At 69.7% G+C, this 14,693-nt stretch carries 13 protein-coding genes and 2 pseudogenes; 12 read left to right on the top strand and 3 right to left on the bottom strand.

What is annotated here, in order from left to right; genetic code table 11:
- Positions 1 to 15 precede the first annotated feature (15 nt).
- From RV986_RS17000 to RV986_RS16970, 7 genes are all read left to right on the top strand, one after another.
- Positions 16 to 573, top strand: a complete 558-nt coding sequence (locus tag RV986_RS17000) for a F0F1 ATP synthase subunit B (RefSeq protein ID WP_475918217.1) — start codon at positions 16 to 18, stop codon at positions 571 to 573.
- Positions 570 to 1,391, top strand: coding sequence for a F0F1 ATP synthase subunit delta (locus RV986_RS16995; RefSeq protein ID WP_475918216.1), 822 nt, complete (start codon positions 570 to 572; stop codon positions 1,389 to 1,391). The genes RV986_RS17000 and RV986_RS16995 overlap by 4 nt, the downstream gene beginning before the upstream one ends.
- A 160-nt stretch (positions 1,392 to 1,551) precedes the next feature.
- Complete coding sequence (gene atpA, locus RV986_RS16990) at positions 1,552 to 3,141, top strand: F0F1 ATP synthase subunit alpha (RefSeq protein WP_475918215.1); 1,590 nt, start codon at positions 1,552 to 1,554, stop codon at positions 3,139 to 3,141.
- 21 nt (positions 3,142 to 3,162) lie between these two features.
- Complete coding sequence (locus RV986_RS16985; RefSeq protein ID WP_475918214.1) at positions 3,163 to 4,077, top strand: F0F1 ATP synthase subunit gamma; 915 nt, start codon at positions 3,163 to 3,165, stop codon at positions 4,075 to 4,077.
- Positions 4,077 to 5,513 carry a F0F1 ATP synthase subunit beta gene (gene atpD, locus RV986_RS16980; protein WP_475918213.1) on the top strand — a complete coding sequence of 479 codons (1,437 nt, stop codon included), beginning with the start codon at positions 4,077 to 4,079 and terminating at the stop codon, positions 5,511 to 5,513. The genes RV986_RS16985 and atpD overlap by 1 nt, the downstream gene beginning before the upstream one ends.
- A gap of 163 nt (positions 5,514 to 5,676) precedes the next feature.
- Positions 5,677 to 6,051, top strand: a complete 375-nt coding sequence (locus RV986_RS16975) for a F0F1 ATP synthase subunit epsilon (protein WP_054233220.1) — start codon at positions 5,677 to 5,679, stop codon at positions 6,049 to 6,051.
- 161 nt (positions 6,052 to 6,212) lie between these two features.
- The gene (locus tag RV986_RS16970) at positions 6,213 to 6,659 is read left to right on the top strand and encodes a DUF2550 domain-containing protein (protein WP_475918212.1); all 447 of its coding nucleotides are present in this window, start codon (positions 6,213 to 6,215) and stop codon (positions 6,657 to 6,659) included.
- A 34-nt stretch (positions 6,660 to 6,693) separates the two neighbouring features.
- Here RV986_RS16970 and RV986_RS16965 read toward each other — a convergent pair whose 3' ends face one another.
- Entirely contained in the window at positions 6,694 to 8,550 is a 1,857-nt protein-coding gene (locus RV986_RS16965; RefSeq protein WP_475918211.1) for a glycosyl hydrolase family 18 protein, read from the bottom strand.
- A 108-nt stretch (positions 8,551 to 8,658) separates the two neighbouring features.
- Positions 8,659 to 8,748 (bottom strand): annotated as a pseudogene (locus RV986_RS16960) (DNA-binding response regulator); the annotation flags it as partial.
- Positions 8,749 to 8,849: 101 nt separating this feature from the next.
- Here RV986_RS16960 and RV986_RS16955 point away from each other — a divergent pair.
- Both RV986_RS16955 and RV986_RS16950 read left to right on the top strand, forming a co-directional pair.
- A pseudogene (locus RV986_RS16955) lies at positions 8,850 to 9,110 on the top strand (hypothetical protein); the annotation flags it as partial.
- Positions 9,111 to 9,277: 167 nt separating this feature from the next.
- Complete coding sequence (locus tag RV986_RS16950; RefSeq protein ID WP_475918210.1) at positions 9,278 to 9,535, top strand: hypothetical protein; 258 nt, start codon at positions 9,278 to 9,280, stop codon at positions 9,533 to 9,535.
- On the opposite strand, the gene RV986_RS16945 is transcribed toward RV986_RS16950, so the two are convergent.
- A complete protein-coding gene (locus RV986_RS16945; RefSeq protein ID WP_475918209.1) occupies positions 9,532 to 10,104 on the bottom strand; it encodes a cob(I)yrinic acid a,c-diamide adenosyltransferase in 573 nt (190 codons plus the stop codon). The genes RV986_RS16950 and RV986_RS16945 overlap by 4 nt on opposite strands.
- A 295-nt stretch (positions 10,105 to 10,399) precedes the next feature.
- Between RV986_RS16945 and RV986_RS16940 the strand changes: the two genes are divergently transcribed.
- The 3 genes from RV986_RS16940 (at position 10,400) to RV986_RS16930 (ending at position 14,623) form a co-directional block, all read left to right on the top strand.
- Positions 10,400 to 11,248, top strand: coding sequence for a 3-hydroxyacyl-CoA dehydrogenase family protein (locus tag RV986_RS16940; RefSeq protein WP_475918208.1), 849 nt, complete (start codon positions 10,400 to 10,402; stop codon positions 11,246 to 11,248).
- A 241-nt stretch (positions 11,249 to 11,489) separates the two neighbouring features.
- Positions 11,490 to 11,813, top strand: a complete 324-nt coding sequence (locus RV986_RS16935; protein WP_030596935.1) for an STAS domain-containing protein — start codon at positions 11,490 to 11,492, stop codon at positions 11,811 to 11,813.
- 269 nt (positions 11,814 to 12,082) lie between these two features.
- Complete coding sequence (locus RV986_RS16930) at positions 12,083 to 14,623, top strand: ATP-binding protein (RefSeq protein ID WP_475918207.1); 2,541 nt, start codon at positions 12,083 to 12,085, stop codon at positions 14,621 to 14,623.
- Positions 14,624 to 14,693 lie beyond the last annotated feature (70 nt).

Here is a 14,693-nt window from a genome sequence, read left to right as displayed (position 1 = left end):
ACGAAAGGCACTGATGTGATCGCCAACCTGGTTGCACTCGCAGCCGAGGAAGAGCAGAACCCGCTCCTCCCGGCGGGTCCCGAGCTGCTCGTCGGCACCATCGCCTTCGCCATCGTGTTCTTCTTCTTCTGGAAGAAGCTCCTCCCGAACATCAACAAGGTTCTGGAAGAGCGCCGCGCGGCGATCGAAGGCGGTATCGAAGAGGCCGACGCCATGAAGGTCGAAGCCCAGAGCGTGCTGGAGCAGTACAAGGCCCAGCTCGCCGAGGCCCGGCACGAGGCCGCGCGGCTGCGCCAGGAGGCGCAGGAGCAGGGCGCCACGCTCATCGCCGAGATGCGCGCGGAAGGCCAGCGGCAGCGCGAGGAGATCATCGCCGCCGGTCACTCCCAGCTGGACGCCGACCGCAAGGCCGCCTCGCAGGCGCTGCGTCAGGACGTGGGCAAGCTCGCCACCGACCTGGCCGGCAAGCTCGTCGGCGAGTCCCTTGAGGACCACGCCCGGCAGAGCCGCGTCATCGACCGCTTCCTCGACGGCCTCGACGAGGCTGCTTCGAAGGCCGAGGCGGCTCGATGACCACACACGGAGCCAGCCGCGAGGCCTTCGCAGCAGCCCGTGAGCGTCTCGACGCGCTGACGGACTCGACGTCCGTGGACGCGGTCCGGCTCGCCGACGAGCTGGCCGGCGTCACCGCGCTGCTCGACCGTGAGGTGTCGCTGCGTCGGGTCCTCACCGACCCGGCGCAGCCCGGCGAGGCCAAGGCCGAGCTGGCCCAGCGGCTGCTCGGCGGGCAGGTCGGCGGGCCGACCGCCGACCTGGTGGCCGGCCTGGTGCGCTCGCGCTGGTCGCAGCCGCGTGACCTGGTGGACACGCTGGAGGAGCTGGCGAACATCGCCGACCTCACGGCCGCCCAGCGCGGGAACACGCTCGACGAGGTCGAGGACGAGCTGTTCCGGTTCGGCCGGATCGTCTCTTCGAACACCGAGCTGCGTGCCGCGCTGACCGACCGCACCGCCTCGAAGGCGGCACAGAGCGAGCTGCTGCACCGCCTGCTCGGTGGCCGGGCCAAGACGACGACCGAGCGTCTGGTGACGCGCCTTGTGGCCGTACCCCGGGGACGTAGCCTGGAAGCGGGACTCGAGTCCCTGTCCAAGCTCGCCGCCGAGCGCCGCAACCGCATGGTCGCGGTCGTCACCTCGGCGGTCCCGCTGAGCGACGGACAGAAGCAGCGCCTGGGCGCCGCCCTGGCGAAGATCTACGGCCGTCCGATGCACCTCAACCTCGACGTCGACCCCGAGGTCATCGGCGGGATCCGGGTGCAGGTCGGTGACGAGGTCATCAACGGTGCCGTCAAGGACCGACTCGACGACGCCGGTCGCCGCATGGCCGGCTGACCGCAACTTCGACAGAAGATCCGTACGCGTCATCACGCAGTACCTACGCGTACACACGTAGTACTTACGGCCCTGGTTGGGCCGTGCAGAGGATTCCTGGGGGCTGACCCCAGACCCCCCAAGAAAACTTCGGGCCCAACAAGGAGAGCAGGGAACCCAGATGGCGGAGCTCACGATCCGGCCGGAGGAGATCCGGGACGCGCTGGAGAACTTTGTCCAGTCGTACAAGCCGGACGCGGCCTCGCGCGAGGAGGTCGGTACGGTCACCGTCGCCGGCGACGGTATCGCCAAGATCGAGGGCCTGCCCTCGGCCATGGCGAACGAACTGCTGAAGTTCGAGGACGGCACCCTCGGTCTCGCGCTGAACCTGGAAGAGCGCGAGATCGGTGCGGTCGTCCTCGGCGAGTTCAGCGGTATCGAGGAGGGCCAGCCGGTGCAGCGCACCGGTGAGGTGCTGTCCGTCGCCGTGGGCGAGGGCTACCTCGGCCGCGTCGTCGACCCGCTCGGCAACCCGATCGACGGCCTCGGCGAGATCGAGACCACCGGACGCCGCGCCCTCGAACTGCAGGCCCCGGGCGTCATGGTCCGCAAGTCGGTGCACGAGCCGATGGAGACCGGCTACAAGGCCGTCGACGCGATGACCCCGATCGGCCGCGGCCAGCGTCAGCTGATCATCGGTGACCGTCAGACCGGCAAGACCGCGCTGGCTGTCGACACGATCATCAACCAGCGCGACAACTGGCGCTCGGGCGACCCGAAGAAGCAGGTCCGCTGCATCTACGTCGCCATCGGTCAGAAGGGTTCGACCATCGCCTCCGTGCGTGGCGCCCTCGAAGAGGCCGGCGCGCTGGAGTACACGACCATCGTCGCCGCCCCGGCGTCCGACCCGGCCGGCTTCAAGTACCTTGCGCCGTACACCGGTTCGGCCATCGGCCAGCAGTGGATGTACGAGGGCAAGCACGTCCTCATCATCTTCGACGACCTCTCGAAGCAGGCCGACGCCTACCGCGCCGTGTCCCTGCTGCTGCGCCGCCCGCCGGGGCGCGAGGCCTACCCGGGTGACGTCTTCTACCTGCACTCCCGTCTGCTGGAGCGCTGCGCGAAGCTCTCCGACGAGCTGGGCGCCGGTTCGATGACGGGTCTGCCGATCGTCGAGACCAAGGCGAACGACGTGTCGGCGTTCATCCCGACCAACGTCATCTCCATCACCGACGGCCAGTGCTTCCTGGAGTCCGACCTGTTCAACGCCGGCCAGCGTCCGGCCCTGAACGTCGGTATCTCGGTCTCCCGCGTCGGTGGCTCCGCCCAGCACAAGGCGATGAAGCAGGTCTCCGGCCGACTCCGTCTGGACCTCGCCCAGTACCGTGAGCTGGAGGCGTTCGCCGCCTTCGGTTCGGACCTGGACGCCGCGTCGAAGTCCCAGCTGGAGCGCGGTCAGCGGCTGGTCGAGCTGCTCAAGCAGGCTCAGTACCAGCCGATGCCGACCGAGGACCAGGTCGTCTCCGTGTGGGCCGGTACCACCGGCAAGATGGACGATGTACCGGTCGCCGACATCCGCCGCTTCGAGAAGGAGCTCCTGGAGTACCTGCACCGCAAGGAGCAGGGCCTCATGACCTCCATCAAGGAGGGCGGCAAGATGTCGGACGACACCCTCACGGCCATCGCGGACTCCATCGCGGACTTCAAGAAGCAGTTCGAGACCGCGGACGGCAAGCTGCTCGGCGAAGACGTTCCGGCCGCGGCCAAGTGACGTAAGGAAGGGACCTGACTCATGGGAGCCCAGCTCCGGGTCTACAAGCGTCGCATCCGATCCGTCACCGCGACCAAGAAGATCACCAAGGCGATGGAGATGATCGCCGCCTCGCGCGTCGTCAAGGCGCAGCGCAAGGTGGCGGCCTCCGCGCCGTACGCGACCGAGCTCACCCGCGCGGTCACGGCGGTCGGCACCGGGTCGAACACCAAGCACCCGCTGACCACGGAGGCGGAGACGGCGACCCGTTCCGCGGTGCTGCTCCTCACGAGCGACCGCGGACTGGCCGGCGCCTTCAACTCCAACGCCATCAAGGCCGCCGAGCAGCTGACGGCGCGCCTTGAGGCGGAGGGCAAGGAGGTCGACACGTACATCGTCGGCCGCCGAGGTCTGGCCCACTACCACTTCCGCGAGCGTGCGGTCGTGCAGTCGTGGTCGGGCTTCACCGACGAGCCCACCTACGCGGACGCCAAGAAGGTCGCGGCGCCGCTGATCGAGGCCATCGAGAAGGAGACGGCGGGCGGCGGCGTGGACGAACTCCACATCGTCTACACCGAGTTCGTCTCGATGATGACGCAGACGGCGGTCGACGGCCGCCTGCTGCCCCTGCGCCTCGAAGAGGTCGCGGAGGAGGCGCCCAAGGGCGAGATTCTTCCGCTGTACGAGTTCGAGCCGTCGGCGGAGGACGTCCTCGACGCCCTGCTGCCCCGGTACGTCGAGAGCCGTATCTACAACGCGCTGCTCCAGTCGGCTGCCTCCAAGCACGCCGCCACCCGCCGCGCGATGAAGTCGGCGACCGACAACGCGGGAGACCTGATCACCACGCTCTCCCGTCTTGCCAATGCGGCCCGCCAGGCCGAAATCACCCAGGAAATCAGCGAGATCGTCGGTGGGTCCGCAGCCCTTGCCGACGCGACCGCGGGGAGTGACAAGTAATGACGACGACTTCTGAGACGGCCGTTGCCACGGGCCGCGTCGCCCGGGTCATCGGCCCGGTCGTCGACGTGGAGTTCCCCGTCGACGCGATGCCGGACATCTACAACGCCCTTCACGTCGAGGTGGCCGACCCGGCCAAGGACGGCGAGAAGAAGACGCTGACCCTGGAGGTCGCCCAGCACCTGGGTGACGGCGTGGTCCGCACGATCTCCATGCAGCCCACCGACGGTCTGGTCCGCCAGGCCGCGGTCACCGACACCGGCAACGGCATCACCGTCCCGGTCGGCGACTTCACCAAGGGCAAGGTGTTCAACACCCTCGGTGAGGTGCTGAACTCCGACGAGAAGTACGAGGGCGAGCGCTGGTCCATCCACCGCAAGGCCCCGCGCTTCGACGAGCTCGAGTCGAAGACCGAGATGTTCGAGACCGGCGTCAAGGTCATCGACCTTCTCACCCCGTACGTCAAGGGTGGAAAGATCGGTCTGTTCGGTGGTGCCGGTGTCGGCAAGACGGTGCTCATCCAGGAGATGATCTACCGCGTCGCCAACAACCACGACGGTGTCTCCGTGTTCGCCGGTGTCGGTGAGCGCACCCGTGAGGGCAACGACCTCATCGAGGAGATGTCGGAGTCGGGCGTCATCGACAAGACCGCCCTTGTCTTCGGTCAGATGGACGAGCCCCCGGGCACCCGTCTGCGCGTGGCCCTCGCGGGTCTGACGATGGCGGAGTACTTCCGTGACGTCCAGAACCAGGACGTGTTGTTCTTCATCGACAACATCTTCCGCTTCACGCAGGCCGGTTCCGAGGTCTCGACCCTGCTCGGCCGGATGCCCTCCGCGGTGGGCTACCAGCCGAACCTGGCCGACGAGATGGGTCTCCTCCAGGAGCGCATCACCTCGACCCGTGGTCACTCGATCACCTCGATGCAGGCGATCTACGTCCCCGCGGACGACCTGACCGACCCGGCCCCGGCCACCACGTTCGCCCACCTCGACGCGACGACGGTGCTCTCCCGTCCGATCTCCGAGAAGGGCATCTACCCGGCCGTGGACCCGCTGGACTCCACGTCCCGCATCCTGGACCCGCGCTACATCGCGGCGGATCACTACGCCGCCGCGATGCGGGTCAAGTCGGTCCTGCAGAAGTACAAGGACCTCCAGGACATCATCGCGATCCTCGGTATCGACGAGCTGGGCGAAGAGGACAAGCTCACCGTCCACCGCGCCCGTCGCGTGGAGCGCTTCCTGTCCCAGAACACCCACGTCGCCAAGCAGTTCACCGGCGTCGACGGGTCGGACGTCCCGCTGGAGGAGTCGATCGCGGCCTTCAACGCGATCATCGACGGTGAGTACGACCACTTCCCGGAGCAGGCGTTCTTCCTGTGCGGTGGCATCGAGGACCTCAAGGCCAACGCCAAGGAGCTCGGCGTCTCCTGAATCTCGCGTACCTGAGGGACTCCGGTTCCTGAGGAACTCGTGTTTGTGAAGGAGGGGGGCGGGACCGCACCTCGCGGGGCGCGTCCCGTCCCCCTCCGTACGCCCATTAGACTTTGACCCAACACCCGGCGGCCATGCCGGGTGGTGACCCGAGGAGCCCACCTTGGCTGCTGAGCTGCACGTCGAGCTCGTCGCCGCGGACCGCAGTGTCTGGTCCGGCGAGGCCACCCTGGTCGTCGCGCGTACCGCGTCCGGCGACATCGGCGTCATGCCCGGTCACCAGCCGCTGCTCGGTGTGCTGGAGTCGGGCCCGGTGACCATTCGTACGAGTGATGGTGGAACGGTCGTCGCCGCGGTGCACGGCGGTTTCATCTCGTTCGCCGACAACAAGCTGTCGCTTCTGGCCGAGATCGCCGAACTGTCGGACGAGATCGACGTCCAGCGTGTGGAGCGGGAGCTGGAGCGCGCGAAGGCGGAGGGCGATGCCTCTGCCGAGCGTCGCGCGGACGTCCGACTGCGGGCGGTGTCGGCGCGCTGAGCTGGGGGTACCTCCCAGGCCCTTAAGGCACTGGGGGAGCGCTGTGTGATGCTTTGCCTCAGCCGCGGCGGGGACCGGAACACTCCGGCCCCCGCCGCGGCTGAGGCAAATGCGGAGGTTTTTTCTTTTCCGTTACCTAGGAGACGAGGAGGTCGGTGTCGATGGTCCTCGCTCTGACTGTGTGCGGATTGGTAGTGGCGCTCGTGGTGGTGGGGCTGTTCGTCTTCGGCCTCCGCCGCCGGCTGATCCAGCGTTCCGGCGGCACTTTCGACTGCAGCCTGCGCTGGGACGTCCCGGAGAAGAGTGACCCCAACGGCAAAGGCTGGGGTTACGGAGTCGCCCGCTACAACGGCGACCGCATCGAGTGGTACCGCGTCTTCTCGTACTCCCCCCGCCCGCGCCGCGTCCTGGAACGTTCGGCGATCGAGGTGGCCGGCCGGCGCACCCCGGAGGGCGAGGAGGAACTCGCGCTGCTCTCCGACGCGATCATCCTGGCCTGCGTGCACCGGGGTACCCGTCTGGAACTGGCGATGAGCGAAGACGCGCTGACCGGTTTTCTCGCGTGGCTGGAGGCAGCCCCGCCCGGACAGCGCGTCAATGTCGCGTGACTTCTGGCTCAGTCAGCTGTTGAGCAGCTGTTGATCAGCTCAGCCCGCTGTTGATGGCGCTCACCAGTTCGCCGTTGCTGGTGTCTCCGCTGAACTCCCAGAAGAACGCGCCGCCCAGACCCTGGCTCCTGGCCCACGCCATCTTCGTACCGATGGTCGCCGGGGTGTCGTAGGACCACCAGTTGCTGCCGCAGTGCGCGTACGCCGTGCCGGCGATCGTGCCGGTGGCCGGGCAGGACGCCTTGAGCACCTTGTAGTCCTCGATGCCCTGTTCGTACGTGCCTGCCGCCGGACCCGTGGCGGTGCCGCCCGGAGCGTCCTGGGTGACGCCCGTCCAGCCGCGGCCGTAGAAGCCGATGCCGATCAGCAGCTTGCTCGCGGGTACGCCCTTCGCCTTGAACTTGGCGATCGCGTCGGCCGTGGTGAAGCCGGGCGTCGGGATCCCGCTGTAGGAGGTGAGCGGGGAGTGCGGAGCGGTCGGGCCGTCCGCGTCGAAGGCGCCGAAGAAGTCGTACGTCATCACGTTGTACCAGTCGACGTACTGCGAGGCGCCCGCGTAGTCGGCGGCGTCGATCTTGCCGCCCGAGGTGCCGTCGGCCGTGGTGGCCGCGGTGACCAGGTTGCCGGTGCCGAACTTGGCGCGCAGGGCCTGCATCAGGTTCTTGTAGGCCGCGGCGCCGCTGGTGTCGCAGGACAGACCGCAGGCGTTCGGGTACTCCCAGTCGATGTCGATGCCGTCGAAGACGTCCGCCCAGCGCGGGTCCTCGACCAGGTTGTAGCAGGACTGCGCGAAGGCGGCCGGGTTGGCGGCGGCCTGGGCGAAGCCGCCGGACCAGGTCCAGCCGCCGAAGGACCAGAGGACCTTGATGTTCGGGTACTTGGCCTTCAGCTCGCGCAACTGGTTGAAGTTGCCGCGCAGCGGCTGGTCCCAGGTGTCCGCGACACCGCTGACGGACTGGTCGGCGGTGAACGCCTTGTCGTAGTCGGCGTAGGAGTCGCCGATCGCGCACTGGCCGTTGGTGACGTTGCCGAAGGCGTAGTTGATGTGCGTGATCTTCGCCGCGGAGCCCGAGGTCACCAGGTTCTTGACGTTGTAGTTGCGGCCGTAGATGCCCCACTCGGTGAAGTAGCCGAGCCTGACCGCGTTGCCGGTCGGGGGCGGAGTGGTGCCGCCGCCCGTGGTGTGCACGGCGACCGCGCCGCTCACCGGACCGGTCTGGTCGGCGGTGTCACGGGCCTGGACGGTGTACGAGTAGTCGCTGCCGGCGGTCAGACCGGTGTCCGTGTACGAGGTCGTCGTCACGGTGGCGACCTTGGTGCCGCCGCGCAGCACGTCGTAGTTCTTGACGCCCTTGTCGTCGGTGGCCGCGCTCCAGGACAGCTTCACCGAGGTGTCGGTGATCGCGGAGGCGGTCGGGGTGCCGGGCGCGGAGGGCGGGTTGTCACCGGGGACGGTGGGGCCGCCGTCACAGCTGCCGCCGTTGAGCGTGCAGTTGGCGGGCGAGCCCGTCCCGGCGCCGTTGAAGCCGAAGGAGACGGAGGCGCCGGCGCCGAGAGCGCCGTTGTAGGACTTGTTCTTGGCGGTCCAGTGGGTGCCGGAGGAGGTGACGTCCGCGTCCCAGGCCGAGGTGACGGACGTACCGGAGGGGAAGTCCCACCCGATCGTCCAGGAACTGATGGTGGTGGTACCGGTGTTGGTGACCGTCCACTTGCCTTCGAAGCCGGTGCCCCAGTCCTGGGTCTTGGTGTACGTGGCGGTGGCGGACGTGGCGGCGTGGGCAGGGCTCGCGAGGCCGACCAGCGCGGCGAGGGGGAGGAGCAGGGCGGTGAGCCCTGCCGCGGTTCGCCGTCGGACTCCGGTTCCGGTTCTGATTCTGATACTGAAGCGCATCCTGCGCCTCCTCGGTGGTGTCGGGGACATGACCTAGCGCAGTGCGGCGAGAATAGAAAGGTCTGGACCATAGGTCAATAGGTCTGGACCAGTGGGCCCGGAGTGTGGTCAGACCCCCAACTCCTGCGCCGGCACCGCCGCTTGGACGCGGCCGTGCAGTCCCAGCTTCCCCGGCAACCGGCTGACGTGGGTCTTCACCTGATCCACGGGATGCGTCGGGCGGCACCGGACGAGCCGTACAGGACGGCCGCGTACACGAGCCTGGAGGGTGACCTTGCATCCGCTGTGAGGAGCCAACCGTGATCGTCGGGTTGATCGTCGCGTGCGAGGTCGGCTTCTGTGTACTGCCGGCCGCGGCCCCGCCGTCCGCTGTCTGCTGAACCTGCGCCGCACCGGCGTGGCCCTGCTGCTGTGCGCTTCGCGGCGCTCGCTGTGCCGCCCACCGTCTGTCCGGAGCCCCGCCGACCTGGAAGCCGCCCCGCTACGGTCTGCCGCGCGCCGCGCACGAGGGGCGCCGCTGGCTGCGCACGGTGCTCGCGGCGGCCGTCGCCTGCGCCCTTGGGGGAGCCGGAGCCGGCACGGTCGTTCACGAAGCGCTGCGGGCGCGCGGCGTCCGCACCCCGGCGCGCCCCGCCTACGCACCCCCCTCGGCGTACGCCGCGTACGCACCGGAATTACGTCCGGGCCGCCCTTGGCAGCGAGCCGGGGCTGCCCCGACCATGCGGCCATGGACAGCACTCTGCTCGCGGCGCTGATCGGTACGGTGGGTGGTGGCCTGGCCACCGCGGGCGGGGCGTGGCTGCGGACGCGGGACCATCTGCGGACGGCCGCCCGGCTCATCTATGCCGAACTGACGCGGGACAGCGCCGCCGTCGCGTACTTCCGGCAGACCGGACACTGGGCGGCGCCCACCCTCTCCCGCGCGGCCTGGGACAGCCAGGGCGCGGTGCTGGCACGGCGGCGCGACGGCCGGTCGTTCGGCTAGCGCTCGCCGCCCGGCACCCACAGCACGTCACCGGTCTCCTTGTTCGCCGTCCGGGCCAGGATGAACAGCAGGTCGGAGAGGCGGTTCAGATAGGTGGCGGTCAGCGGGTTCATGGCGTCCCCGTGCACCTCCAGCGCCGCCCACGTCGACCGCTCGGCCCGGCGTACGACCGTGCACGCCTGGTGCAGCAGGGCCGCGCCGGGGGTGCCGCCGGGCAGGATGAAGGAGCGGAGCTTCTCCAGCTCGTCGTTGAAGCGGTCGCAGTCCGCCTCCAGTTTGTCGACGTAGAACTGCTCGACGCGCAGCGGCGGGAACTTCGGGTCCTCGACCACGGGGGTGGAGAGGTCCGCCCCGACATCGAAGAGGTCGTTCTGCACCCGGGTGAGGACCGTGACGATCTCCTCGTCGAGGCCGCCCAGCGCGACCGCCGTCCCGATCACCGCGTTCGCCTCGTTGGCGTCCGCGTACGCCGAGATCCGCAGATCCGTCTTGGCGACCCGGCTCATGTCCCCGAGGGCGGTGGTGCCCTGGTCGCCGGTCCTGGTGTAGATGCGCGTCAGATTGACCATGGGGCCAACTTAGACGGTCTGTCCACATCCTCGAAGGACGGGGAGACGCCGGCGTCGGCCGGTCGGGGAAGGCACCAACCGGAGGGCGACCGCGCGCAATTGACGCTCCTACCACCGGGGTCGTGAACCCGTCGGCGCCGACCGCGGGGAGGAGCCCCGGGTCCGCCGGACGGAACGTGACCACCGTCTCACGGCGTGAGACCGTGACACGCATTACTTACGGGTCACACGGGCCCTCACGAGCGCTAGTGTCCGCCCGAGAGACAGACAAACAGCGCGTCAGGGGAGTCGCACAGTGGCACGGAAGCTCGCTGTCATCGGAGCCGGGCTCATGGGGTCCGGTATCGCCCAGGTGTCCGCGCAGGCGGGCTGGGACGTGGTGCTGCGTGATGTCACCGACGAGGCGCTCACGCGCGGACTCGACGGCATCAAGGCCTCGTACGACAAGTTCGTGAGCAAGGGCAAGCTGGAGGCGCACGACGCCGATGCCGCGCTCGCCCGGATCACCGCGACCACCGACCTCGACGCCGCCGCGGACGCGGACATCGTCGTCGAGGCCGTCTTCGAGAAGCTGGAGGTCAAGCACGAGATCTTCCGCGCGCTCGACAAGATCGTGCGGGACGAGGCCGTGCTCGCCTCCAACACCTCGGCCATCCCGATCACCAAGATCGCGGCGGCCACCGAACGCCCGGAACGCGTCGTCGGCGTGCACTTCTTCTCGCCGGTGCCGATGATGCAGCTGTGCGAGCTGGTGCGCGGCTACAAGACGAGCGACGAAACCCTGGCCACCGCGCGGGAGTTCGCCGAGTCCGTCGGCAAGACCTGCATCGTCGTCAACCGTGACGTCGCCGGCTTTGTGACGACCCGTCTCATCTCGGCACTCGTCGTCGAGGCCACCAAGCTGTACGAGTCGGGCGTGGCCACCGCCGAGGACATCGACCTCGCCTGCAAGCTGGGCTTCGGTCATGCCATGGGACCCCTCGCCACGGCCGACCTCACGGGCGTCGACATCCTCCTGCACGCCACCGGCAACATCTACACCGAGACCCAGGACGAGAAGTTCGCTCCTCCGGAGCTGATGCGCCGGATGGTTGACGCCGGTGACATCGGACGCAAGAGCGGGCAGGGCTTCTACAAGCACTGAATCAAGCATCTGATCGGACACCTGGTCGGACATCTGGGCAGGTATCTGATCAAGCGCGTCATCAAGCATCACCCGTCACGGAAACCGCACGTGCCTCTGGGGTGTCACCCCATATGGTGAATTCGGTATCGGTTCGCTTACAGACGGCAACCTCCGCGGCCTCAACCCAGTCAGACCGTGCACACAGAAGACGTGCACACCGAAAACGGCCGAGTACGAGACGCACTCTCGGGGAGCGCATATGTACATCAGGGGCGACCACGCCGAGCTGGTCGTCGGGGGCCGCCTCGACGTACGCAGCGCGGCGGACGCCCGTACGGTCCTGCACTCGGCCGTCGACGACGGAGTCGGCGATCTGGTGCTGGACCTGTCCGAGCTGGACTCCTGGGACGCCACCGGCCTCGGTGTCATCATGGGAGCCCACCGACGGGCCGGGCGGTGCGGCCGACGGCTCGTGCTGCGCCGCGTACCACCACAGATGCAACGCCTGCTGGTGGCCACCCGGCTGCACCGGATCCTCGCGATCGAGGGCGGCATCGGGGTCGAGTCACTGCCCCGGGTGTGATCCGGCGTACGCGCCCTGAGCTGCGTACGAAACGCACCTCGCGCGCAATCCTCACGAGACTGTGACGTCTCGGACGGCGCGGTACCCCGGCTGTTCAGAGATACTGTGCGAAGGTTTAGGGTTCGGCTGCCCGCCGCCCAAAACCCTACGAGCGGGCACCGGACCAGAAGCGACAGCGCGGTGTGCAGCAAGGCCGGGAGGGGCCTGGGTCCTGTCACCGGACTCCCGGCGACAGAATCCGCACACGACGCTTTTGGGGGGCTTGGAACATGGACCCGAACAACCGGGAACCCGAAGAGCACGGCCATGACGACGACGGCCAGGCGCCTCGCTCGCGCCCGCCGCGTGATCCGCTCACCGCTGACCTGGGTCAGCACTCGCCCGCACTCGCCCGTACCGTCCAACTGGTCTCGGGCGACTTCCTGCTCACCGTCAACCCCGTCGACGGCAGCGAGATAGAGGCCTGCCCGCCCGGGGAGCGGCCGCAGCGGCCGACGAAGTTCAGTGCCACCGAGCGCGCCGAGCTGGCCCGCGCCGCCCGGCCGCCCGTACCGCCAGGACCGGCTCAGCCCCGACTGCCGCTGCTGGAGCGCCAGGCGGAGCGCGAGGGGCTCGTCCGCCTGCTGGCGCGCGGGCGTTCCGTACGTCTCACCGGCCCCGCCGGCTCCGGCCGCAGCAGCCTGCTCGACGCCGTCGCCGAGGACTGCGCGGACCTCGCCCCCGACGGTGTCGTCCGGCTGTCCGGGTACCGGCGCACCGCGGCCGACCTGCTCCACGACCTGTTCGCCGCCGTCTACAACGCGCCCCTGTACCGACCGGAACGGGACGAACTGCTCGAACTCCTCCACGGAATCGGCGCGGTCGTCGTCCTCGACGACGTGGAGATCGGCGGCAGCGCGCTCGACGAACTCCTCGACGCCACGCCCGAGTGCGCCTTCGTCATCGCCGCGACCCCCGATGTCCCCGCACCCTCCGCCGACTCCCTCCTCGAAGAGGTGTTCCTCGGCGGACTCGACCGCAGCAGCGGTCTGGAACTGCTGGAGCGGACCGTCGGACGTGTGCTCACCGAGGAGGAGTCGAACTGGGCGGGCGACCTCTGGTTCGAGTCCGAGGGACTGCCGCTGCGCTTCATGCAGGCGGGGGCGCTGCTGCGGCAGCGCGACCGGCTGCAGGCCAACGAGGACGTCTTCGACGATTTCGGCGTCTTCCAGGACGCCCCGGTCGACGCGCCCTTCGAGGCGGCCGGCGGTAATGACGTACCGCTGCCCTCGCTCGCCGAAGGGGCCGCGCCCGCCGCGCTGCTCGCCTCCCGGCTCAGCGCTTCGGCCCGTGCCACCCTGCGCTTCGCCATGGCGCTCGACGGCGAGGTGCCGCACCAGACGCATCTGCCCGCCCTCGTGGACGACACCCACGCCGACGCCGCGCTCGCCGAACTCGCGGGCTGCGCGCTGGTCTCCCCGGTCGGCTCCCGCTACCGGCTCGCGGCCGGTGTGCAGGCCCAGCTGGAGGTCGCCGGATACGCCGACGGGATCGAGGAGCAGGCCCGCACCGCGGCCCAGCACTACGCCTGGTGGGCCGGGCATCCCTCGGTCACTCCGGAGCGGGTCTGCGCCGAGGCCGACGCCCTTCTCGCCGCGCTCGCCGTCCTGGTCCCGCTCACCGCGCCCCCGGTCGACGAGCAGGACGAGAGCATCGCCGTGCAGCTGGCCCGCGCGGCCGCGCCCGCGTTCGCCGGGGGACTGCACTGGAGCGCCTGGGAGCGGGCGCTGCGGGCCGGCGCCGAGGCCTCCCGGCTCGCCGGTGAGGTCGGCGAACAGGCCTACTTCCACCACGAGTTGGGCATCCTCGCGCTCTGCGGCGGCTCGCTGGACCGGGCCCGCGCCGAGCTGGAGTCGTCCATCGGGCTGCGCGGTGCCCTCGCCGACAAGCGCGGCACCGTGGCGGGCCGCCGCGCCCTCGCGCTGGTCGCCGACCGCTCCGGGGCCGTCCTGCCCGGCGGGCGCACGGCGGCGGGCGAGGAGGTGCCCGACGCGCGGCACGAGGAGTCGGCGTCGCCGCCCGGTGGCGTACCGGCCGCGTTCGCGCTGCCCGCCCCGGCCCTGGAGCCCTCGACGCTGGTCACCAACCGGGTCGAACCGGGCCTGCCGGTGAAGCGGGTGGGCGTCGGCAGCCGGCTGGTGAGCGGCACCCGGCGCAATCTGGTGGCCGCGGGCGCGGGCGCGCTCCTCGCCGCCGTGCTCGGCACCGTGGTGACGCTCGGCGCGACCTCGAACAACAACGGTGACACCCCGTCCGAGAAGGTCGGCGTCAACCCGTCGGCCAGCCAGGGCGGCCAGGACGACAGCCTCGGCGCGGACAAGGCCAAGAAGGACGGCGGGGGCGGCAGCGACGCGGGCGTGGTGACCGCGCCGACGGATCCGGGGCCCGACGGCACGTACGGGACCTCGGACGATCCGACGCCGCCGGCCGGCACCAGCGGGCAGCCGTCGGACACGCCGAGCGGGACGCATGGGGGTGGCGGTGGCGGTACGTCTCCGTCGCCGTCCAAGTCGACTTCGACGCCGCCGACCAAGAGCCCGTCGCCGTCGCCTTCGAAGTCGACGAGCTCGTCGCCGTCCCAGAGCCCGTCGGAGACGCCCTCCGAGACGCCGCCGACCAGCACTTCGCCGAGCCCGTCCTTGTCGAACTCCGCCAGCGGCCCCGCTTCCAGCGTCCCGGCGAGCGCCACCGCAGGCGCACCGGAAAGCAGTGCGGCGACCGTCCCGCAGAGCAGCGGCGCCGTCGGCTCGCCGAGCGGCTCGGTGATCTGAGCGGCACGGAGACAGGCAGAAACACGGAGACGGACGGGAGGGCCGGGTCCGAAGTCGGACCCGGCCCTCC

It is taken from the genome of Streptomyces sp. RLA012 (assembly GCF_056270325.1).
Note: the sequence above shows the minus strand (reverse complement) of the source record. Positions and strands in the feature narration are given on the sequence as shown.

Excerpts from the sequence above, each read along its gene's own strand:
- RV986_RS16995 (WP_475918216.1), top strand. The coding sequence starts at position 570 with ATGACCACACACGGAGCCAGCCGCGAGGCCTTCGCAGCAGCCCGTGAG.
- atpA (WP_475918215.1), top strand. The coding sequence starts at position 1,552 with ATGGCGGAGCTCACGATCCGGCCGGAGGAGATCCGGGACGCGCTGGAG.
- RV986_RS16985 (WP_475918214.1), top strand. The coding sequence starts at position 3,163 with ATGGGAGCCCAGCTCCGGGTCTACAAGCGTCGCATCCGATCCGTCACC.
- atpD (WP_475918213.1), top strand. The coding sequence starts at position 4,077 with ATGACGACGACTTCTGAGACGGCCGTTGCCACGGGCCGCGTCGCCCGG.
- RV986_RS16970 (WP_475918212.1), top strand. The coding sequence starts at position 6,213 with ATGGTCCTCGCTCTGACTGTGTGCGGATTGGTAGTGGCGCTCGTGGTG.
- RV986_RS16965 (WP_475918211.1), bottom strand. The coding sequence starts at position 8,550 with ATGCGCTTCAGTATCAGAATCAGAACCGGAACCGGAGTCCGACGGCGA.
- RV986_RS16950 (WP_475918210.1), top strand. The coding sequence starts at position 9,278 with ATGGACAGCACTCTGCTCGCGGCGCTGATCGGTACGGTGGGTGGTGGC.
- RV986_RS16945 (WP_475918209.1), bottom strand. The coding sequence starts at position 10,104 with ATGGTCAATCTGACGCGCATCTACACCAGGACCGGCGACCAGGGCACC.
- RV986_RS16935 (WP_030596935.1), top strand. The coding sequence starts at position 11,490 with ATGTACATCAGGGGCGACCACGCCGAGCTGGTCGTCGGGGGCCGCCTC.
- RV986_RS16930 (WP_475918207.1), top strand. The coding sequence starts at position 12,083 with ATGGACCCGAACAACCGGGAACCCGAAGAGCACGGCCATGACGACGAC.